The organism is Kribbella sp. NBC_00359, from assembly GCF_036097425.1.
GTDB lineage: Bacteria > Actinomycetota > Actinomycetes > Propionibacteriales > Kribbellaceae > Kribbella.
In genome coordinates, this window is sequence record NZ_CP107975.1 from 7,922,328 (window position 1) to 7,941,698 (window position 19,371).

General features: G+C 68.9%; 20 protein-coding genes. 9 read left to right on the plus strand and 11 right to left on the minus strand.

Features of this window, described 5'->3' with window-relative positions; genetic code table 11:
• Positions 1-2: 2 nt before the first annotated feature.
• The 4 genes from ispG to OG876_RS38505 are packed head-to-tail and all read right to left on the minus strand — an operon-like array spanning position 3 to position 4,580.
• Positions 3-1,154, minus strand: a complete 1,152-nt coding sequence (ispG, locus tag OG876_RS38490) for a flavodoxin-dependent (E)-4-hydroxy-3-methylbut-2-enyl-diphosphate synthase (RefSeq protein WP_328521650.1) — start codon at positions 1,152-1,154, stop codon at positions 3-5.
• A gap of 24 nt (positions 1,155-1,178) precedes the next feature.
• On the minus strand, positions 1,179-2,489 hold the full coding sequence (locus OG876_RS38495; RefSeq protein WP_328521651.1) for a M50 family metallopeptidase: 1,311 nt from the start codon (positions 2,487-2,489) through the stop codon (positions 1,179-1,181).
• Complete coding sequence (gene dxr, locus OG876_RS38500; RefSeq protein ID WP_328521652.1) at positions 2,486-3,697, minus strand: 1-deoxy-D-xylulose-5-phosphate reductoisomerase; 1,212 nt, start codon at positions 3,695-3,697, stop codon at positions 2,486-2,488. The genes OG876_RS38495 and dxr overlap by 4 nt, the downstream gene beginning before the upstream one ends.
• A gap of 46 nt (positions 3,698-3,743) precedes the next feature.
• Positions 3,744-4,580, minus strand: a complete 837-nt coding sequence (locus tag OG876_RS38505) for an FHA domain-containing protein (RefSeq protein WP_328527008.1) — start codon at positions 4,578-4,580, stop codon at positions 3,744-3,746.
• A gap of 86 nt (positions 4,581-4,666) precedes the next feature.
• Between OG876_RS38505 and OG876_RS38510 the strand changes: the two genes are divergently transcribed.
• The 6 genes from OG876_RS38510 to OG876_RS38535 all read left to right on the plus strand — a co-directional run bounded on the left by OG876_RS38510 (position 4,667) and on the right by OG876_RS38535 (position 8,452).
• Positions 4,667-5,422, plus strand: coding sequence for a type 1 glutamine amidotransferase (locus tag OG876_RS38510; protein WP_328521653.1), 756 nt, complete (start codon positions 4,667-4,669; stop codon positions 5,420-5,422).
• A complete protein-coding gene (locus OG876_RS38515) occupies positions 5,419-5,997 on the plus strand; it encodes a DUF1707 SHOCT-like domain-containing protein (protein WP_328521654.1) in 579 nt (192 codons plus the stop codon). Before OG876_RS38510 ends, OG876_RS38515 begins: the two co-directional genes overlap by 4 nt.
• Before the next feature lie 31 nt (positions 5,998-6,028).
• Positions 6,029-7,192 carry an acyl-CoA dehydrogenase family protein gene (locus tag OG876_RS38520; RefSeq protein ID WP_328521655.1) on the plus strand — a complete coding sequence of 388 codons (1,164 nt, stop codon included), beginning with the start codon at positions 6,029-6,031 and terminating at the stop codon, positions 7,190-7,192.
• A 78-nt stretch (positions 7,193-7,270) separates the two neighbouring features.
• The gene (locus tag OG876_RS38525; RefSeq protein ID WP_328521656.1) at positions 7,271-7,567 is read left to right on the plus strand and encodes a DUF6458 family protein; all 297 of its coding nucleotides are present in this window, start codon (positions 7,271-7,273) and stop codon (positions 7,565-7,567) included.
• A gap of 41 nt (positions 7,568-7,608) precedes the next feature.
• The gene (locus OG876_RS38530; RefSeq protein WP_328521657.1) at positions 7,609-8,007 is read left to right on the plus strand and encodes a nuclear transport factor 2 family protein; all 399 of its coding nucleotides are present in this window, start codon (positions 7,609-7,611) and stop codon (positions 8,005-8,007) included.
• A 10-nt stretch (positions 8,008-8,017) separates the two neighbouring features.
• Positions 8,018-8,452 (plus strand): group II truncated hemoglobin, encoded by a 435-nt coding sequence (locus tag OG876_RS38535; protein WP_328521658.1) that lies wholly within the window; start codon positions 8,018-8,020, stop codon positions 8,450-8,452.
• Positions 8,453-8,479: 27 nt separating this feature from the next.
• On the opposite strand, the gene rny is transcribed toward OG876_RS38535, so the two are convergent.
• Together rny and OG876_RS38545 are read right to left on the minus strand one after the other, a co-directional pair.
• Positions 8,480-10,171 carry a ribonuclease Y gene (gene rny, locus OG876_RS38540; RefSeq protein WP_328521659.1) on the minus strand — a complete coding sequence of 564 codons (1,692 nt, stop codon included), beginning with the start codon at positions 10,169-10,171 and terminating at the stop codon, positions 8,480-8,482.
• 763 nt (positions 10,172-10,934) lie between these two features.
• Entirely contained in the window at positions 10,935-11,393 is a 459-nt protein-coding gene (locus OG876_RS38545; RefSeq protein WP_328521660.1) for an antitoxin, read from the minus strand.
• A 358-nt stretch (positions 11,394-11,751) separates the two neighbouring features.
• Here OG876_RS38545 and OG876_RS38550 point away from each other — a divergent pair, with 358 nt between their 5' ends.
• Positions 11,752-12,507, plus strand: coding sequence for an alpha/beta hydrolase (locus tag OG876_RS38550; RefSeq protein ID WP_328521661.1), 756 nt, complete (start codon positions 11,752-11,754; stop codon positions 12,505-12,507).
• Here the strand turns inward: OG876_RS38550 and OG876_RS38555 are convergent.
• From OG876_RS38555 to recA, 5 genes are all read right to left on the minus strand, one after another.
• Positions 12,504-12,902 carry an MmcQ/YjbR family DNA-binding protein gene (locus OG876_RS38555; RefSeq protein ID WP_328521662.1) on the minus strand — a complete coding sequence of 133 codons (399 nt, stop codon included), beginning with the start codon at positions 12,900-12,902 and terminating at the stop codon, positions 12,504-12,506. The two genes, OG876_RS38550 and OG876_RS38555, sit on opposite strands and share 4 nt — an antisense overlap.
• Before the next feature lie 543 nt (positions 12,903-13,445).
• Positions 13,446-13,607: a hypothetical protein gene (locus tag OG876_RS38560; RefSeq protein ID WP_328521663.1), complete on the minus strand. Its 162-nt coding sequence runs from the start codon at positions 13,605-13,607 to the stop codon at positions 13,446-13,448.
• Between the two features lie 10 nt (positions 13,608-13,617).
• A complete protein-coding gene (locus OG876_RS38565; RefSeq protein WP_328521664.1) occupies positions 13,618-14,055 on the minus strand; it encodes an alkaline phosphatase family protein in 438 nt (145 codons plus the stop codon).
• 17 nt (positions 14,056-14,072) lie between these two features.
• Entirely contained in the window at positions 14,073-16,652 is a 2,580-nt protein-coding gene (locus tag OG876_RS44185; protein WP_442914055.1) for a RecX family transcriptional regulator, read from the minus strand.
• Positions 16,639-17,715, minus strand: coding sequence for a recombinase RecA (gene recA / locus OG876_RS38575; RefSeq protein WP_328521666.1), 1,077 nt, complete (start codon positions 17,713-17,715; stop codon positions 16,639-16,641). Before recA ends, OG876_RS44185 begins: the two co-directional genes overlap by 14 nt.
• A 248-nt stretch (positions 17,716-17,963) precedes the next feature.
• Here recA and OG876_RS38580 point away from each other — a divergent pair, with 248 nt between their 5' ends.
• Both OG876_RS38580 and OG876_RS38585 read left to right on the plus strand, forming a co-directional pair.
• The gene (locus OG876_RS38580; RefSeq protein ID WP_328521667.1) at positions 17,964-18,755 is read left to right on the plus strand and encodes a hypothetical protein; all 792 of its coding nucleotides are present in this window, start codon (positions 17,964-17,966) and stop codon (positions 18,753-18,755) included.
• Positions 18,756-18,797: 42 nt separating this feature from the next.
• Positions 18,798-19,358: a GrpB family protein gene (locus OG876_RS38585; protein WP_328521668.1), complete on the plus strand. Its 561-nt coding sequence runs from the start codon at positions 18,798-18,800 to the stop codon at positions 19,356-19,358.
• Positions 19,359-19,371: the final 13 nt, after the last annotated feature.

Consider the following 19,371-nt stretch of genomic DNA (forward strand, 5'->3'; position numbering starts at 1 on the left):
GATCAGCCGACGGTGACGGTGGGGTCGCCGGATTCGGTGGATTCGCCCATTTGTTCGGCGATGCGCATGGCTTCTTCGATGAGGGTTTCTACGATGGCGGCCTCGGGGACGGTTTTGATGACCTCGCCCTTGACGAAGATCTGGCCTTTGCCGTTGCCGGAGGCTACGCCGAGGTCCGCCTCGCGGGCCTCGCCGGGGCCGTTGACGACGCAGCCCATCACGGCGACGCGGAGCGGGACCTCCATGCCTTCGAGGCCGGCGGTGACCTGCTCGGCCAGCGTGTAGACGTCCACCTGGGCGCGGCCGCAGGACGGGCAGGAGACGATCTCGAGCTTGCGCTCGCGCAGGTTCAGCGACTGCAGGATCTGCAGGCCGACCTTGACCTCCTCGACCGGCGGCGCGGACAGCGACACCCGGATCGTGTCGCCGATCCCCTTCGACAGCAGCGCGCCGAACGCGACCGACGACTTGATCGTGCCCTGGAACGCCGGCCCGGCCTCGGTCACGCCGAGGTGCAGCGGCCAGTCGCCGCGCTCGGCCAGCAGTTCGTACGCGCGGACCATGACGACCGGGTCGTTGTGCTTGACCGAGATCTTGAAGTCGTGGAAGTCGTGCTCCTCGAACAGCGACGCCTCCCAGACGGCGGACTCGACCAGCGCCTCGGGCGTCGCCTTGCCGTACTTCTGCAGCAGCCGCGGGTCCAGCGAGCCGGCGTTGACGCCGATCCGGAGCGACGTGCCGTGGTCCTTCGCGGCCTGCGCGATCTCCTTCACCTGGTCGTCGAACTTGCGGATGTTGCCCGGGTTCACCCGGACCGCCGCACAGCCCGCCTCGATCGCGGCGAAGACGTAGCTCGGCTGGAAGTGGATGTCGGCGATCACCGGGATCTGCGAGTGCTGAGCGATCTCCGCGAGCGCGTCCGCGTCCTCCTGCCGCGGACAGGCGACCCGCACGATGTCACAACCGGCGGCGGTCAGCTCGGCGATCTGCTGCAGCGTCTTGTTGACGTCGTTCGTCGGTGTCGTCGTCATCGACTGCACCGAGACCGGCGCGTCCCCGCCGACCAGCACCTTGCCCACCTTGATCTGGCGGGTCTTGCGGCGTGGCGCCAGGGTCGGCGGCGGCAGCGCGGGCATGCCCAGGTTGATGCTCATGAGTCCTTAACCGTTGGTGTGAGGTCAGCCGTTGAAGAGCTTGATCGGGTTCACGATGTCGGCGATGACGAGCAGCACGCCCATCACCACGATCACACTGGCCGCGACGTACGCGATCGGCAGCAGCTTGGCCACGTCGACGTACCCGGGGTCGGGCCGGTGCAGCAGCTTGGCGAAGCCGCGCCGGATGCCCTCCCAGATCGCGCCGATCATGTGGCCGCCGTCCAGCGGCAGCAGCGGGATGAAGTTGAACAGGGCCAGGAACAGGTTCAGCGAGGCGAGCAGCGAGATCAGGAACGCGATCCGCTCACCGCCGGTCAGCGACTGGTTCGACGCGATCTCGCCGGCCACCCGGCTGGCGCCGACCACACTCATCGGGCTGTTCTCGTCGCGGGTGCCGCCGACGATCGACTTGGCCACGCCGACCAGCTTCTCCGGGAAGTTGCCGATCGCCTTCACCGTCGCCACGGTCAGCTCGCCCATCTTGCCGACGACGAAGCCGAAGTTCTGCCGCTCGAGCTTCATCTCCGGCGAGACGCCGAGGAACCCGACCGAGACGATCTTGTCCGACCCGGCCTGGTCGGGAACCTGGTTGATGATCGTCTTCGTCTGCAGGGTCTGCTGCTGACCGTTGCGCTCGACAACGATCGTGGCCGGCTTGTCGGTGTTCGCCCGGATCAGCGGGGTGAGCTGGTCCCAGCTGGTGATCGCGGTGCCGTTGAACGAGACGATCTTGTCGCCGACCTGGAATCCGGCCGTCTTGGCCGGCGAGACCTGGTCCCCCGGCTCGCACTTGCGGTCGGCGGTCGCCTGCGAGGCCGGGATCACGCAGTCGGTGACCGTGGCCACGCTCGTCTGCGCGACGTTGGCGCCGTACAGCATGAACAGGCCGCCGAACAGCACGAAGGCGATGACGATGTTGACCATCGGCCCGGACGCCATCACGATCAGCTTCTTCCACCACACCTTCTGGTAGAAGAGCCGGCCGTCGTCCTCGGGCGCGACCGTCTCGTACTCCGCCGACCGCGCGTTCTCGACCATCGACTGGATCGGGCCGGTGTTGGCCCGGCGGACCTTCGTCGGGTCTTGTCCCTTCGACGGCGGCATCATGCCGATGATCCGGACGAAGCCGCCGGCCGGGATCAGCTTGAAGCCGTACTCGGTCTCACCGCGCTTGGTGGACCACACCGTCCGGCCGAAGCCGACGAAGAACTGCGTCACCTTCATCCCGAAGGCCTTGGCGGGCAGCATGTGGCCCATCTCGTGCAGAGCGACCGAGATCAGAATTCCGGCCACGAACAGCACGATGCCGACGAGGGTGAGAAGCGCGCTCATGCCTGGTTGGTCTCCTGTACGGCGGTCAGTTCGCGGGCCCGGGCACGGGCCCAGCCGTCCGCGGCGAGTACGTCGTCGATGGACAGTTCCTCATACGAGGGTACGTCGTGTTCGGTCACCACCCGGGCGACGGTGTCGACGATCGCCAGGAAGGGCAGCCGCCCGTCCCGGAACGCCTGCACGCAGACCTCGTTCGCGGCGTTCAACACCGCAGGGGCGGTGCCGCCTCGGGCGCCGGCCTCACGGGCGAGCTGGACCGCCGGGAACGCCTCGTTGTCGAGCGGCTCGAATTCCCAGGTGCTCGCGGTGGTCCAGTCACAAGCCGGCGCAACGTCCGGAATCCGGTCAGGCCAGCCGAGCGCGAGCCCGATCGGCAACCGCATGTCCGGCGGCGAGGCCTGGACCATGGTCGAGCCGTCCACGAACTCGACCATCGAGTGCACGATCGACTGCGGGTGCACCACCACCTCGATCCGGCTCATCGGGAGCCCGTAGAGCAGGTGCGCCTCGATCACCTCGAGGCCCTTGTTCACCAGGTTGGCCGAGTTGATCGTGATCACCGGACCCATGTCCCAGGTCGGGTGGTTCATCGCCTGCTCCGGGGTGACGTCGGCCATCTCGGCCCGGGTCCGGCCCCGGAACGGACCACCGCTCGCGGTCACCACCAGGCGCCGTACCTCATCGGCCGTCCCGCCGCGCAGGCACTGAGCGATCGCGCTGTGCTCGGAGTCGACCGGCACGATCTGCCCGGGCTTGACCCGGCGGGTGACCAGCGGTCCGCCGATCACCAGCGACTCCTTGTTGGCGAGTGCGAGCGTCGTCCCCGCGTCCAGGGCAGTCAGCGTCGGCTGCAGCCCGACCGACCCGGTGATCGCGTTGAGAACCACGTCACACGGCATCGCCGCGAGCTCACTGGAGGCGTCCGGGCCGGTGATGATCTTCGGGATCTTGAACTCGCCCTGCGCGTATCCCTTGCGCTGCGCCTCGGCGTAGAACGCGAGCTGCAGGTCCTGGGCCACCGTGGCCTTCGCCACCGCGACCACCTCGACGCCGAACTCCAGCGCCTGCTCCGCCAGCAGCGCCACGTTGTCGCCGCCCGCCGAGAGCGCGAGGACGCGGAACCGGTCGCGGTTACGGCCGATCAGCTCCAGCGCCTGGGTGCCGACCGAGCCGGTCGAGCCGAGGATGACGACGGTTCGCGGGTTCACGGCGCCATTGTCCCAGGTGTGCACCCATGGTGACGATCCGGTGCGTTCACGCGAGGTAGAGGCGCAGCGGGAGGCTCCCAAGGCGGATCTCGGCCCCGTCGCCGACCATCGCTGACTCGACCGGTACGCCGTTCACCCGGGTCCCGTTGGTCGAGCCGAGATCGCGCACCTCGTAGGTCGCGGCGTCGATCCGGAGCAGCTCCGCGTGGTGCCGGCTCACCTCTGATTGGTCCAGGATCAGATCGCAGTCCGGCGCCCGCCCGATCCGCACCAGGTCCAGAAGGGGTACGACGTCCCCGTCCGCTCCCACGAGCACCGGCTGTGGTCCGGACTCCAGCGCCGACGCGATCTCGCCCACGCCGTCGGTGTGGATCGCCAGCGAGACGATCAGGTCGTCGCCCTTGTCCACATGCAGGTTGTGCTGAGCGCCGTACCCGACCAGCAGGTTGTCGTACTCGTCGATGACCACAGCGGACACGTGGTAGTAGCCGGGAGGCAGCTGCGCGTACGCCGCTCCGCCCAGCGCCGTGGTGAGCACCACAGCGTCGTACTCGCGGTGACTGACATCGGTGATCGTGATCAGCACCGGGTTGTTGGCGGTGAGATGTGCCTCGGCCCCGCTGTCGCCCGGAGTGAACTCGACTGTCAGCAGCGGCGCCGGCCGGGCCTCCTCGAGTCCGACCACCCGGTCAATGGCGGGGACTGTCCCAGTGGGGATGGACAGCGGGGCGTACTGACCGTGAGACCGCACGAGCAGGTTCAGCCGCGGTCCCACCGAGCTGTCCTTGCTGCGTGCCAGCAGGAACGCACTCACCATGCCTTTGCCGAAGACGAAGGCAACGTCGCCCACCACGGCCCGCACGAATCCACTGATCGGCTCCATCGTCACCCCCGGCACATCAGTATCCCGGAACGACGACCCCGGTACGGCGGAACGCGGTGTGCCGCCGTGGTTTAGCGTTGGCGACTGTGTCTGAAGCTGCCACCCACCCGACGACAGTGTTGATGATCGAGAACGATCCCGGGAGCGGTCCGGGCCGGTTGCTCGACTGGCTCGAGGAGCGGAGTCTCTCAGCGGTCGTCGTCCGCGCATGGGACGGCGAGCCGATCCCGGCGAGCACTGACGGCCACGCCGCCCTGATCCTGCTCGGCGGCGGGATGCTGCCCGACGCGGACGACGCCTCTCCCTGGCTGCCCGCCGAGCGCGAGTTGCTGCGCTCGACGACGGAGCAGGACCGGGTGCCGGTCCTCGGCATCTGTCTGGGCGCGCAACTGCTGGCGCACACGTTCGGCGGTGAGGTGCTGGGCAAATACGGCCTCCCGGAGAAGGGTGTCACCGAGCTGACCCTGCTGCCCGGCGCCGAGGACGATCCGTTGCTCGCCGGCCTGCGGGCGAAGGTGCGGGCGATCGAGAGTCATCAGGATCAGATCACCCAGCTGCCGACCGATGCGGTGCTGCTGATGTCCAGCGAACGCTGTCCGCATCAGATGCTGCGAATCGGCCGCAGCTGGGGTGTCCAGTTCCATCCCGAGGTCAGTGCCGACCGGGTGCGGCGCTGGAGCGTCGATACGCTGCGCTCCTTGGGCTTCAGCCCGGAGGACGTGATCGCGGAGGCCGAGCGGTACGACGCCGAGCTCGAGCGGATCTGGTCCGGAGTGTTCGGCCGCTTCCTGGACCTCGCCGGATCTCGGGAACCTGCCGCGGCGCTACCTTTGGGGGCATGAGTCTGGAGCAGCCGCCGCCCGGTCATCGGGCATCTGACAACGACCGCGAGCGCGCCGCCGCCGTGGTCCAGGAAGCACACAGCGACGGGCGGTTGGACTTCGAGGAGCTGGACGAGCGGCTGACCCAGATCTACTCGGCGAAGACGCAGCTCGAACTGCGGAACGCGACGGCCGATCTGGTGCCGGTGCGGTCCGGCAACAACCGGGCCGAGATCGTCATCAAGGCGACGCACAGCTCGCAGAAGCGCGAGGGCGCCTGGCTCGTGCCGGAGCGGGTGGTGACGCAGGCGAGGCACTCGTCGGTGCGGCTCGACTTCACCGACGCGGTGGTCCAGTGGCCCGAGGTCCAGGTGGCGGCCGACATCCAGCACAGCTCGATCGTGATGATCATCCCGCAGGGCTGGTCGGTCACCATCGACGACGTCGACCTGCACGGCAGCTCGACCAAGAACAAGGCGACCGTGTCCTCCCCCAACGGCGTCCACCTGTACGTCACCGGCCGCGCGCGCCACAGCTCGGTGACCGTCCGGCATCCGCGGAAGCGGCACTGGTGGTGGCCCTGGTACCGGAAGTGATCCGGGAGCCCGTTGCGGCTAGCGTTCAGGCATGACCGTTTCGCTGGATCTCGTCGACGTCGACTCCCTGCTGACCGAGGAGGAGGTCGACGTCCGGGCGACCGCGCGGCGGTTCGCGGACGAGCGGTTGCGGCCGTCGTTGCCGGAGTGGTTCGAGTCGGCGTCGATTCCGGCGCGCGAACTGGCGAAGGAGCTGGGAGCGCTCGGGTTCCTCGGGATGCACCTGACCGGCTACGGGTGTGCCGGCCTCGGACCGGTCGCCTACGGGTTGGCGTGCCTGGAGATCGAGGCGGCAGACTCCGGGATGCGATCGCTGGTATCGGTCCAGGGGTCGCTGGCGATGTACGCGATCTGGAAGTACGGCAGCGACGAGCAGAAGACCGAGTGGCTGCCGCGGATGTCCGCCGGTGAGGCGATCGGCTGCTTCGGGCTGACCGAGCCCGACTTCGGCTCGAACCCGGCCGGGATGCGCACGAATGCCCGCCGCGACGGCGACGACTGGGTGCTGAACGGCTCGAAGATGTGGATCACCAACGGTTCGGTGGCCGATGTCGCGGTGGTCTGGGCCCGCACGGACGACGGCGTGCGCGGCTTCGTCGTACCGACCTCGACGCCTGGATTCTCGGCGCCGGAGATCACCCGGAAGATGTCGCTGCGGGCGTCGGTGACGTCGGAGTTGGTGCTCGAGGACGTCCGGTTGCCGGCGTCGGCTCAGCTGCCGGAAGCGCGCGGACTCTCCGGCCCACTGGGCTGCCTGAACGAGGCCCGCTTCGGCATCATCTTCGGCGCGATGGGCGCGGCGCGGGACTGCCTGGAGACCGCGGTCGCGTACGCCGGTGAGCGCCTCGTGTTCGACAAGCCGCTGTCGGCGTACCAGCTGACCCAGGCGAAGTTCGCCGACATGGCCGTCGAACTCAACAAGGGCATCCTGCTCGCCGTACACCTCGGCCGGCTGAAGGAGAAGGGCACGCTGCGCCCGGAGCAGGTCTCTGTCGGCAAGCTCAACAACGTCCGCGAGGCGATCGCGATCGCGCGCGAATGCCGCACCATCCTGGCCGCGAACGGGATCAGCGGCGAGTACCCGATCATGCGGCACGCGAACAACCTCGAATCCGTCCTCACCTACGAAGGCACCTCCGAGGTCCACCAGCTCGTGATCGGCCAGGCGCTCACCGGCCAGGCCGCCTTCCGCTGACGGCTCGCGCATGATGCTCCCCCGGTCTGGGCACCGGGGGTGGGATCAGCTACTGCGAGTGTTCGGGAAGGAGCAGGTATGCGGATCGGGGCCGGAATCGCACTCATCGTGGCGGGGGCCATCATCGCCTTCGCCGTCCGCGACACGTCCGACACGCTGAACCTGACCGCCCTGGGGATCATCATCATGCTGGGTGGCGGCGCCGGAATCTGGCTGTCCTACCGCCTCGCCAATCGGCGTCGGCGCAGCGAGACAGCTGTCATCGACCCGGAGGTGGAGAAGCAGTACCGCACCGAGCCGCCGCACCAGGTCGCCGACGAGCCCATCGACGTCACTCCCACCCATCTGCGCGGGGACGACAAAGGCTTGCGGTAGGGCGTTAAGGTTGCCTGAAGAAGCGCGCGGACGGTGGCTTCATGGATCGCAATCGGGAACTACTCGAACGCCTGTGGCCTACGGACGACCAGCTCGCGCTGTCGGCCGAGGCGGAACACGAGCTGCGTGCTGACGACTACGTCCTGGAGATGCCGCAGTCGGGTGAGCGCATCGTCGGGCGGGACCGGATGCGGGCCATGCAGCAGGAGTATCCGGCGCCGCCGTCGATCCAGATCCTGCGCATCACCGGCGAAGGCGACCACTTCGTCGTCCTCGGCCGATCGGACTACGGCGGCGACATCTACTACGTCGCGAACGTCGTCGAGTTCCGCGACGGCCGGATCGCACGCGAGACGCGCATCTACGGCGCCCCGTTCGAACCCCCGGCCTGGAGAGCGAAGTACGCCGAAGGCTCTTCCCCTCCCGAAGAATCGCAGTAATCATGTAATCGTGACGACGATCTACGACCACCTCGGCGGCGACGACGCGCTGCGCCGCGCGGTGGACATCTTCTACACGTCGGTCCTGGCCGATCCGGTCCTGAAGCCGCTGTTCGGTGACGGTCGGCCGGAGCACGTCGATCACCTGACCGCGTTCATGGCCGAGGTGTTCGGCGGTCCCGCGAGGTACACCGACGAGCTGGGCGGGTTCGACCACATCGTCGCCACTCACCGCGGGCTGCACATCGCGGAGCCGCAGCGGCAGCGATTCGTCGAGCTGATGATCGCAGCTGCCGACAAGGCCGGTCTCCCCTCCGACGAACGGTTCCGCGCGGCATGGGACTCGCACGCCGAGTTCGGCTCACAGGTCGCGATGCAGAACTCGAACGCCGAGTCCGACGAAGACCTCCACCCGCTCCGCGAGATGCCCCGCTGGACCTGGTGACGCTATCGTTGCCGCTAGCAACTGATCTTACTTGGCGACCTCGGTGGCGCGGGACTCACGGACGACGGTGACCCGGATCTGGCCGGGGTAGGTGAGCTCTTCCTCGACCTGCTTGGCGATGTCGCGCGCCATCACCTGGGCGGCGATGTCGTCGACTGCGTCCGGCAGCACCATCACGCGGATCTCCCGGCCGGCCTGCATCGCGAACACCTTCTCCACGCCGTCGTGGTGCATCGCGATCTCTTCCAGCCGTTCGAGCCGCTGGACGTACGCCTCCAGCGACTCGCGCCGCGCACCCGGCCGTCCGCCGCTGACGGCGTCCGCGGCCTGCGTCAGCACCGCCTCGACCGTGCGTACCTCGACCTCGTTGTGGTGCGCCTCGATGCAATGCACGACGTCGTCGTTCTCGCCGTGCTTGCGGGCCAGCTCGGCGCCCACGATGGCGTGACTGCCCTCGGACTCGTGCGTCAGCGCCTTCCCGATGTCGTGCAGGAACGCGCCGCGCTTGCAGAGCTTCGGATCCAGCCCGAGCTCGGCTGCCATCATCCCGGCGATGTGCGCGGACTCGATCAGGTGCTTGAGCACGTTCTGCCCGTACGACGTCCGGTAGCGCAGCAGACCCATCGTCCGAACCAGCTCCGGGTGCAGGTCGGTGATGCCGACCTCCGCCATCGCGTCCTCGGCGGCCCGCTCGCACAGCTCGGCCACTTCGCCCCTGCTGCGTTCGTAGATCTCCTCGATCCGGCTCGGGTGGATCCGGCCGTCGAGCACGAGCGAGTCCAGGGTCAGTCGCGCGGTCTCCCGCCGTACCGGATCGAAGCAGGACAGCAGCACCGCTTCGGGGGTGTCGTCGATGATCAGGTTCACGCCTGTGGTCTGCTCGAACGACCGGATGTTGCGGCCCTCGCGGCCGATGATCCGGCCCTTCATGTCATCGCTCGGCAGGTGCACGACCGACACGACCGATTCGCTGGTCTGCTCGGACGCCAGCCGCTGCACCGCGCCGGTGATGATCTTGCGCGCCTTCACCTCGCCCTCGTCGAGCGCCTGCCGCTCGATGTCGCGGACGATCGTGTGCGCGTGCCGCTTCGCCTCGGCCTCGATCGACGCGACCAGCTCGGCCCGCGCCTGCTCGGTGGTGAGGTTCGCGACGCCTTCCAGGATCCGGCGGCGCTCGTCCTCGAGATCCTTGATCTCGACCTTGCGCTGGTCGAGAACCGCGAGTTGCGCGGTCAGCTCGGCCTGGCGTTCCTCGATCGAGCGGTGCTGCTCGTCGAGCCGCTCCTCCCGCTCGGTCAGCCGGTGATCACGACGCTCCATCTCCAGGCGCTGCTCGCGCAGATCGTCCCGGATCGACTGGGCCTCGGCCTCGGCTTCGCGCCGTACGTCGGACGCCCGCTGCTCGGCCTCCCGCCGTACCTCCAGGGACCGGTCTTCCGCGGCGCGGCGGATCTCCTCGGCACGCTGCTCGGCCGACTCGGCGCGAACCCGCAGTACGGCGGCCTCTTCCTCGGCCTGGCGCCGGACGAGCTCGGCCGCGGACTTGGCCCCGGCGGCGACGTGGGCGGCCTCGAGTTGGGCGCTGGCGGCGGCCGCGGAACTGTCCGCGGCTTTCCGGCGGGAGAGGGTGAAGCCGATCCAGGCCAGCAAGCCGGCGATCAGCAGTCCGATCAGGGTCAGCCCGAGGGACGTCGCTGTTGGCAAGGCCGCGAGTGACATCGGCGTCTCCCCTCTCCTTCGAGTTCCGCCCAGGCGGAACTTTGGCGTCGGTCGAAGGGACTCGCCACTCGTACGGTCGAAGATACGGCTGAACGCACCACCGGCCTCCGGCGGTGCCTTGTCCTTCCGTTACGGCGCCACCGCCCACAACGCTGGTGCGTTCCGTGCGAGGCTGCGCAGTGTTCGCGCCGTCCGTTGCCGATCGTGGCCGCTGCCGGAGCTTTGGCTGGGTATGTGTCACCCAGGATCGCTGCTCATGGCCACTGCCACCGCCGGATCCGTCCGCCGCGGTGCCGTCTATCCGACGGCGCTGCGAGCCGCCGTCGTCCTTCCTTCAGCTCGGTCGAGCGTTACGTGTCGTTTGTCCGGCCGGTCAGCCGGATCAACCGGCCCGCCGGTGCTATATCCGCCACCGTCAGGTGGAGTGATCCCTTCCTGATTCCGAGGCTAGGCGTGCCCTACCACGCGGTCAAGACGGACACTCGCAGCCCGGCCTCCGATCACCGCGAGCACGAAGACCACTCTTCCCCGTCACAAGACCACTAATCGCATTGGTCTACTCCACAACGAGCCCCTCCGGGCGCCACACAGCCCCGGGGCGACCTGTTGGAGTCGGCCGAAGGTTTCGGCAGCCGGTTCCGGATTCTGGCGGTCGTCCCGGATTCTCGAGCCTGGCCCGGATTCTGGTTCCCGAGGTCGGCGCGGCTTGCGGAGGTCGGCTCGGACTCTGTTCTCGAGCGCGGCTTCTGGAGGTCGGCTCGGGCTACGGGCGCGGGCCGGGCAGTTCGCCCTCGGACTCGAGCGGCGGCTCAGTGCCGGCGGTTCCGGCGTCGGTCTGACCGGTCGCGGTGCCACCGGTGCCGGCGCCTTCCGTGCCTGAGCCGACCGAACTGTCCGGCTGGGACGCCGGGTCGGGAGCTTCTCCGCCGACGACCCCGGCTTCCGGCGCACCGCCACCACCGGGCGACGCGACACCACCCGCACCGGCTTCACTCGCCTGGTCGGCGGCGGACGGCGCTTCGGCGGAGGTGCTCTCGGACGCATGGGAATCCACGAGGCCGCCGACCTTCTGCTGCACAGCGTCGACCTTCTCCGCGTACTTCCCGCCGGTCTGCTTGTCGACCAGGTCTCCGGCCTTCTCGACGCCGGCCTTGATCTTGTCCGGGTTCTGCTTGACGACATTCCGGAGCCAGTTCTTCGCCTGTTCCTGGAAATCGTTCATTGCACCCTCCGCGGTGTTCAGGGGCGGATCGACGGAAAATCCCCAGCCTACGGACCGGCCAAAACACCGGCCCTACTTCGGATAACACACCGTCACACCGCACCCGTCAACGCCCCTCGCCGCTCGCACCCCCTCCGATTGGCCTCACTCTCCGTCGTCAACGCCCTGAGACCTTCGCCCTTGGCCTGAAAAGCGTGGGCCACGTGACACTCGGACTGCTACCGTTCGGCTGTCCGTGACATGACGCGCGAGGAGGTGAGGCCCCCATGGGCGCTCTCTTCGTTTTCACGGTTGGGCGACTGCTGTAGCCGTCGCCGGGAGCGCCTCGACCAACAGGCACTCCCGAAAGGCAACAGCCATGCATTTCACGACGAAGACATCGTCGAACGGTGTCGTCGAACGCAACTTCACGCTGGGCGACGTACCCGGCGTCCTCTGGTCACCCGCATCCGGCGTCACCGGTGCGCCTCTGATCCTGATGGGTCACCCGGGCGGCCTGCACAAGAAGGCACCGGGACTCGTGGCCCGCGCTCACCACTACGTGACCACCTGCGGTTTCACCGTCGCCGCCATCGACGCACCCGGACACGGCGACCGACCGCGTAATGCGCAGGACGAAGAGTGGGTCGCCGCCCTCCAGAACGCTCGGGCGGCCGGCGAGCCGATGGGCCCGATCATTGCCGAGTACAACATCTCACTGGCCGAGCGCCACGTCCCGGAATGGCAGGCCACCCTGGACGCCCTCCAGTCACTGCCCGAGATCGGGCCCGAGGCACCGATCGGGTACGGCGGCATGACGTTGGCCTGCGCGATCGGCCTTCCATTGATGGCGATCGAGCCCCGGATCACCGCCGCGGTCGTCGGCGGGGTCTTCGTGTACGACGCTCTGACCGAGGCGGCGCGTCAGATCACCATCCCGATCCAGTTCCTGCTCCCGTGGGACGACAAGGAGATCCACCGCCAGACCGGTCTCGACTTGTTCGACGCCTTCGCCTCGAAAGACAAGACGCTCCACGCCAACACCGGCAGCCACCATCACGTGCCGTGGTTCGAGGTCGAGGACTCAGCCCGCTTCTACCTTCGCCATCTCGGTGCGGATCGACCTGCTGACTAGGTCGCGGTGGCGTCGAGGTGCGCTTTCGCCAACGCCGGCGGCGCGAAGAGCAGCCACGCGTCGAGTAATGCCTCGCTCAAGGCGGGCTCCGAGACCTGGTCCAGCTCGATGAGTACGGCGGCGTAGTTGTCGAAGTGCGGGATCGTGAAGAACCCGTCGGCGGCCCGAGCGGCGAGCAACGCTTCCTTCTCGCCAAGATCCTCCACGCGGACCGCGAGGATCGGGCCGTCCGGCGGGGTCTCGTCGCCGAACCGCTTCAGATCGGCCTTGCTGAACGGGCGCTCCCACGCGTACCCCTTGCCGCCGACCGCCCACGTGCGGTTGCCGTACCGCGTCGTCTGCTCAGTCTCCGGCAACGCCCCAACCAGCCGCTCCACGTCATCCAGAGTCGCCATGCCAGTCACGCTACCCCGCCAACCACCCCCTCGACTTGAACAAAAGGAGGTATCCCCACCGACCTATCGCCGGCCCGACGCGACCTCGTCGCCGACGCGACCCCGCCGACACGATGCAACCTCCTTGCCAGCGCACGACGCGACCTCCGCGCCGACACGACGCGCCCTCCCCGACACAACCCGACCGCCGCGCCAGCACGACGCGACTTCTCGCGGGCTGGACGCGACCTCCTCACCAGCACGACGCGACCTCTCGTCGACATGACGCGACCGGCAGCGGGGGCGGCGTGACCGGCGCGGGGCGGCGCGACCGGCGGTGGGGGCCGGCGTGACCGGCGGGGGGCGGCGTGACCGGTGGAGGGCGGCGTGACCGGCAGGGTCGCGTGACCCGCGGGCCCGCGTGATCGGCGGGCCCGCGTGATCGGCGGGCCCGCGTGATCGGCGGGCCCGCGTGATCGGCGGGCCCGCGTGATCGGCGGGGTAGCGTGATCGGCGGGGTCGCGTGACCAGGCGATGGGGCGATCGCCTGGTCACGCTCGCTCGTCAGAGGCGGTGGCGGGTGCCGCGTTCTTGGTGGGGAATGACCTGCGCGGACCCCGGGAAGGTCGGGGCCGGCAGCTGGGCCGTCTCATAGGTGGCCAGGTTCAGCCGCGAGCCGGTCTCCGGGAGGAGCGGCGGCTTGGCGGCGTGGTCCTGGCGGAACACCGAGGTGAGCTCACCGAAGGTCCGGTCGACGCCACTGGCTGATGTCGGTCTCGCGAACGCCGGTGAGCTTCTCCAGGAACTGCACGACCGAGGTGTGGTCGAACTTCTGACTGCTCACCCGACCACCCGCGGTCCACGGCGACACGATGATGCACGGCACCCGGAACCCGCCGCCGATCGGGAGATCGAGAGCGTACTCGTCCGGCGTACCGGCCGGAGCGGTCGGCGGTACGACGTGGTCGAACAGGCCGTCGTTCTCGTCGTAGTTCAGGATGAAGACGGTCTTCTTCCACACGTCCGGGTTGGCGGCGATCGCGGCGATCTTCGCCGCGACGAAGTCGGCCCCGGCCGCCGGCATCTCCTTCGGGTGCTCGGACACACCACCCGCCGTCATCAGCCAGGACACGGCCGGCAGTTGGTCGTGCAGAGCGTCGTACTCGAACTGCACGAGTGACTCAGCCGCGGTCAGTCCGGCTCCAGCCCCGACGGATCCAGCAGCGGGAGCTCGTCGTGGCCGGCGTCCAGCTCCTGCTTCACGATCGTCATCGCAAGGCCGCCGGGGTACCCCTTCCGCCCAAGCATCCCGAGCAGACGACGCATCGCAACCTGCCGATCAAGCGAACGCATAGACCGCAACTTCCGCCGAACCAGAGCGCGAGCCGTCTCTTCCTCCTGCTCAGGATCGAGCTCATCCAGCGCGTCCCGCGCCAGCTCGTCATCCACACCCCGCCGGCGCAGCTCCTGAGCCAGCGCGCGCTTCCCCAATCCCCGCCCCCGATGCCGCGACTCAACCCACGCGTTTGCAAACGCAGCATCATCGATCAACCCGACGTCGGTAAACCGATCCAGCACCTCCTCGGCCACCTCATCCGGAATCTCCCGCTCCGCCAAGACATCCGCCAACTCAGCCCGAGTCCGCGGCTGCCCCGTCAACTTGTCCAGCAAGATCCCCCGAGCCACCACCCCCGGATCCTCCACCCCATCCAACTCCGGATCCGCCACCCCCTCAGGCCCCTCCGCCCCACGCCGACTCCCCCGCCCGCCCCCAAACCCCCGCCGCCCCACAGTCCGCCGCTGCCTCCTCTCCCCGCCCCCCGAACCCGTCCCCGAGCCAACCTCCCGAGCCCCTCCGCCACCCCGAGCCCCCTGCGCACCACCAGAGCCCACTGCCTGATCCCCCGCACCACCCGCACCCGAGCCACCCCCAACCCGAGCCCCCTCACCACTACCCGCGGCACGCCCCTCCGCAGTACGCCCGGCCCGACCCCCGCCCGGAAGACCTCCGCCATCACCACTCGAAGCTCTCCCACCCAGACCCAAAACATCCGCGGCCGACCCGTCCCCAGCCCCACCATCCCCATCACCCAATGCCCGGCCAACCCGAGCACCCCCACCCGATGCACGCACGCCGCGACCACGCTCAGCCGAAGCGTCTCGGGAGCGCGCACGCCCAGCGTCGGCATCCCGGTCAGCCCCGGCACGCGGCGCATCACCGGCGTCGGCACGCCCCGCCGCGCCAGCATCCGCTACGGCACCAGCGCGGGTGCCCGCGTCCCGGGCCCGGTCGAGGCCTTGCTCGGCACCCAACTCATCGTTTTCGGTGCCCGAGGCACTGGACCTTCCTCCGGCGGCGGTGTTCGGTGCCCGACGTACGACGGCACCGGTGTCGGCCGAAGGTCCGGCAACCTCGTCAGCCGAACCGTCTTCTGAGTCGCCCCACGGATCGGCGCTGCCTGCCTCTGAACCACGACCACGAGAGCTACCCGGCGACTCGTCGACGGACTCGGTGTCGTCCGGATCTGCCCAAGGATCAACGAGCTTCGCATCGGAGCCACCGCCGCGCGCCTGGCTCAGCGATTCACCGGTGGACGCCGTCTCGTCAGCATCCACCTGGGAATCGGCCGCGCGTCCCGTGGATCGGCGTGCGCTTCGGGTGCGGCTGAGTTGGTCGTCGACAGACGCGGTGTCATCTGAATCTGCCCATGGGTCTAACGGGCGCGAGTCGCGGCTCGGCAGCTCGTCCTCGGCTGCGAAGGCTTGGGCAGCTGCCCGGGAGTCGGCCTTGCGTGCCGCGGCTTCAGCAACCTCGTCGTTCTCGGCGATTCGACGGATCGAGCCTGCCCGGCGTCGGGGCGAGCCCGACCCCGCAAAGTCGTCGTCAGCCGAGACATCGTCCGGATCGGCCCACGGATCAACAACCCTCGCACCCGACCTACGGCCGCGGGTACGACGCCCCTCGCCCGGAGAGCCACCATCGTCAGAAGAACCACCGACGCGAGAACCACCGTCGCGGGAAGCACCGCCAGCGCGAGAGCCACCGTTGGGAGAAGCACCGGTGGCGCGAGAGCCACCGTCTCGCGGAGAGCCGGCGAGGCGAGAACCGCCGTCACCAGCCGAATCGCCGTCACGCGTGGAGCCGTGTGCAGCCGGGTCCGGACCGTGTTGGGCGGAACCTCGGTTGGGTTGTGCGGAGGTGCCGGAACGCCCTGTGGATGCGGCCATGCCCTCGGCCAGGAGCTTTCGCGCCAAGGCCAGGCGTTCCTCGCGGGGAAGGGACAGAGCCGCCGGGGCAGCATCATCGTCGGTGCTGTCGCGCCCTGCGGGACTGCCGTCGGGAACGGAGATGCGGGCGGCCGGGTCGCCGGGAGTCCTGTCGGGCTCGGCGGGACTCCTCTCGCGCGTGGACCCACGAGCAGCTGGGCCGGGGGTGCTGTCGGGCTCGGCGGGACTGCTGTCGCGCACGGAGGCGCGGGCGGTCGGCTTGCCGGGAGCGCTGCCATGGTCAGCGACCCCGCGGTCGCTCCTCGAGGTACGGGCAGCCGGGTCGGGCTGTCGGTCGGCAGCAGCTCGCGGCGACTTCGGGGATGTGCCTCGGTTGGGGCGCGGGGAGGCGCTGTCGGACGGCGCGGCTGAGCCTTGGGCCAGGAGCTTTCGCGCCAGGGCTAGGCGTTCTTCGTGGGGTAGGGACAGGGCCGTGGGGGCAGCGTCGTCGGCTGGGGGCCGGGGGACGCTGCCGCCCGCGGGGGGTCGATCAGAAGTCGACATCGACCTCGGCCGTGGCGGCCTCGTCGGCCGGCTGGTCCAGCGTCGGGCCGATGCCCATCTTCTCCTTGATCTTCTTCTCCAGCTCGTTGGCCAGATCGGGGTTGTCGCGCAGGAAGTTCCGCGCGTTCTCCCGGCCCTGGCCGAGCTGGTCGCTCTCGTAGGTGAACCAGGCGCCGGCCTTGCGGACGAAGCCCTGCTCCACGCCGAGGTCGAGCAGGCTGCCCTCGCGGCTGATGCCCTGGCCGTAGATGATGTCGAACTCGGCCTGCTTGAACGGCGGGGCCACCTTGTTCTTCACGACCTTGACCCGGGTCCGGTTGCCGACCACGTCGGAACCGTCCTTCAGCGACTCGATCCGGCGCACGTCCAGCCGCACCGACGCGTAGAACTTCAGCGCCTTACCACCGGTCGTCGTCTCCGGGGAGCCGAACATCACGCCGATCTTCTCGCGCAACTGGTTGATGAAGATCGCGGTCGTGTTCGTCCCGCTGACCGCACCGGTCATCTTCCGCAGCGCCTGGCTCATCAGCCGGGCCTGCAGACCGACGTGGCTGTCACCCATCTCGCCCTCGATCTCGGCCCGCGGCACCAGTGCGGCCACCGAGTCGATCACGACGATGTCGATCGCGCCGGAGCGGACCAGCATGTCGGCGATCTCCAGCGCCTGCTCACCGGAGTCGGGCTGCGAGACCAGCAGCGCGTCGGTGTCGACGCCCAGCTTCCGCGCGTAATCCGGGTCGAGGGCGTGCTCGGCGTCGATGAAGGCCGCGATACCGCCGGCGCGCTGAGCGTTCGCGACCGCGTGCAGTGCGACCGTCGTCTTACCGGAAGATTCCGGACCGTAGATCTCCACCACGCGACCGCGCGGCAGACCGCCGATCCCGAGCGCGATGTCGAGCGCGATCGACCCGGTCGGGATGACCTCGATCGGAGGCCTGTTCTGCTCCCCCAGGCGCATCACCGAACCCTTGCCGCACTGCCGCTCGATCTGCGTCAGCGCGGTTGCAAGCGCTTTCTCGCGATCGCTCGCCGCGCGCTCCGCACTCGCCGCTGCACCAGCCATGTGACTGCCACCTGACCCATCTCATAGTCGGGGCGCTTCCCAGCCGCCCGGAGGACTTCTCGTGTCGCCAGAGAAGGTATCCATCAGCTCGGACAGTTTTCGCCGCCACTTCGAATCTGTGGACAACTCGGCCGCCCGGCGCACCTTCAGGACACCAAACTATCCCGAACACGTGTTCGAATCGCAACTGACACGCCGAAGCTGTCCCGGCAACCATCCTGGACCGCCAGCTCCCTACCCTGGCGGGCGTGGCAGACCGTCCCGACGTCCCCGACTCCGCCGTCGTCCTCGCCCTCAGCCGGGTCGAGTTCGGCATCGATTCGGTCCTCGACGCGCTTCGTACCCAGGACCCGTTCGGCATCCGCAGCATCCTGGCCGACTACTCCGCCCAGGAGCAACCCAACCTGGCCGAGAAGGGCCTGATCCTGGCGGTCGACCAACTGCTGAGGATGAGAGTGCCCGGGCATGCCGAGTGGCCGACGATGCCGCTTGCCAAGCGTTGCGACTGGTGGGTCGAGCGACTCGGCGGGTTCGCCGCCGTCGTCGCCGGTCTCCCCCGGATCGCTGGTGCGGCCGCCGACCGGCTGCCGGTCAAGGACACGCTCGGCGCGGCCGTCCAGGCGATGGTGATCGGTGCGGTCTGCCGCGAGTACGGCGTCGAGGCGCATGCCGACCGTACGGCGGTGATCGCACGGGTACTGACGGACCGTCCGATCACTCCGGACGACGTACTCAAGTACGACGACCCGACAGCGGCGGGCCAGGATGTCGCGAAGCAACTGGGGCTCGGCGATGAGTTCGAGGAGGCAGGACTGCGCATGGGCGTCCGGCTGGTGTGGCGGATCAGCAAGCTGTTCGGTGGGCTCGGTGAGGTCTTCGAGGACCGCCCGCGCGGCAGCATCGGTGCCCGGCTCGTCGGCAAGCTTCCCGGGGTCGGCGTGGTCGGCGGATTCTTCGACGAGCGCAAGGGCATCCGCAAGGCGGCGTACGAGACCGCGGAGCTGCTCAGCAGCAGTGCGTTCCGGGTCAAGCCGTTCTGACAAACACTGGGGCCTCGGCCGCGGTCCTGGGATGATCTCGGCATGACTGGGATCGTGATCGCACGACCGGACGACAGCTGGCCGGCGCAGTACGAGAAGATCGCGCACGCGGTCGGCGGACTGCTCGGCGAGTTGGCACAGCGGATCGACCACATCGGATCGACCTCGGTACCCGGCCTGCCTGCCAAGGACATCCTCGACATGCAGGTGACGGTCGGGACGGAGCCGGAGCTCGACGACGTGGCCGAGCGGATGGTGGCGGCGGACTGGGAGCTCCGCCCGCCCCGACGGGATCATCCCGTCCCCGGGCTGCCCACCGACGACCTGCAGTGGGTGAAGCGCATGCTGCGCGAGCCGATGTATCGGCGACGGGTGAACCTGCACGTCCGAGTCGCCGGTCGTGCGAACCAGCGGTACGCACTGCTCTTCCGCGACTATCTGCGCAGTCATCCGGAGACAGCACAGGCGTACGGCGCCTTCAAGCGCCAGGCCGCTGCGCTGCAAGTTGACGTCGCCGACTACACCGATCTGAAGGATCCGGTCTGCGACCTGATCTACCTGCCCGCCGAAGAGTGGGCCGCACGCACCGGCTGGACGACCTGAGCGATCTGCTGCC

What these genes read in the sequence shown, in the direction of transcription:
- ispG (WP_328521650.1), bottom strand. Translation starts at nt 1,154, where the DNA reads ATGAGCATCAACCTGGGCATGCCCGCGCTGCCGCCGCCGACCCTGGCG.
- OG876_RS38495 (WP_328521651.1), bottom strand. Translation starts at nt 2,489, where the DNA reads ATGAGCGCGCTTCTCACCCTCGTCGGCATCGTGCTGTTCGTGGCCGGA.
- OG876_RS38505 (WP_328527008.1), bottom strand. Translation starts at nt 4,580, where the DNA reads ATGGAGCCGATCAGTGGATTCGTGCGGGCCGTGGTGGGCGACGTTGCC.
- OG876_RS38515 (WP_328521654.1), top strand. Translation starts at nt 5,419, where the DNA reads ATGAGTCTGGAGCAGCCGCCGCCCGGTCATCGGGCATCTGACAACGAC.
- OG876_RS38520 (WP_328521655.1), top strand. Translation starts at nt 6,029, where the DNA reads ATGACCGTTTCGCTGGATCTCGTCGACGTCGACTCCCTGCTGACCGAG.
- OG876_RS38525 (WP_328521656.1), top strand. Translation starts at nt 7,271, where the DNA reads ATGCGGATCGGGGCCGGAATCGCACTCATCGTGGCGGGGGCCATCATC.
- OG876_RS38530 (WP_328521657.1), top strand. Translation starts at nt 7,609, where the DNA reads ATGGATCGCAATCGGGAACTACTCGAACGCCTGTGGCCTACGGACGAC.
- rny (WP_328521659.1), bottom strand. Translation starts at nt 10,171, where the DNA reads ATGTCACTCGCGGCCTTGCCAACAGCGACGTCCCTCGGGCTGACCCTG.
- OG876_RS38545 (WP_328521660.1), bottom strand. Translation starts at nt 11,393, where the DNA reads ATGAACGATTTCCAGGAACAGGCGAAGAACTGGCTCCGGAATGTCGTC.
- OG876_RS38550 (WP_328521661.1), top strand. Translation starts at nt 11,752, where the DNA reads ATGCATTTCACGACGAAGACATCGTCGAACGGTGTCGTCGAACGCAAC.
- OG876_RS38555 (WP_328521662.1), bottom strand. Translation starts at nt 12,902, where the DNA reads ATGGCGACTCTGGATGACGTGGAGCGGCTGGTTGGGGCGTTGCCGGAG.
- OG876_RS44185 (WP_442914055.1), bottom strand. Translation starts at nt 16,652, where the DNA reads ATGTCGACTTCTGATCGACCCCCCGCGGGCGGCAGCGTCCCCCGGCCC.
- recA (WP_328521666.1), bottom strand. Translation starts at nt 17,715, where the DNA reads ATGGCTGGTGCAGCGGCGAGTGCGGAGCGCGCGGCGAGCGATCGCGAG.
- OG876_RS38585 (WP_328521668.1), top strand. Translation starts at nt 18,798, where the DNA reads ATGACTGGGATCGTGATCGCACGACCGGACGACAGCTGGCCGGCGCAG.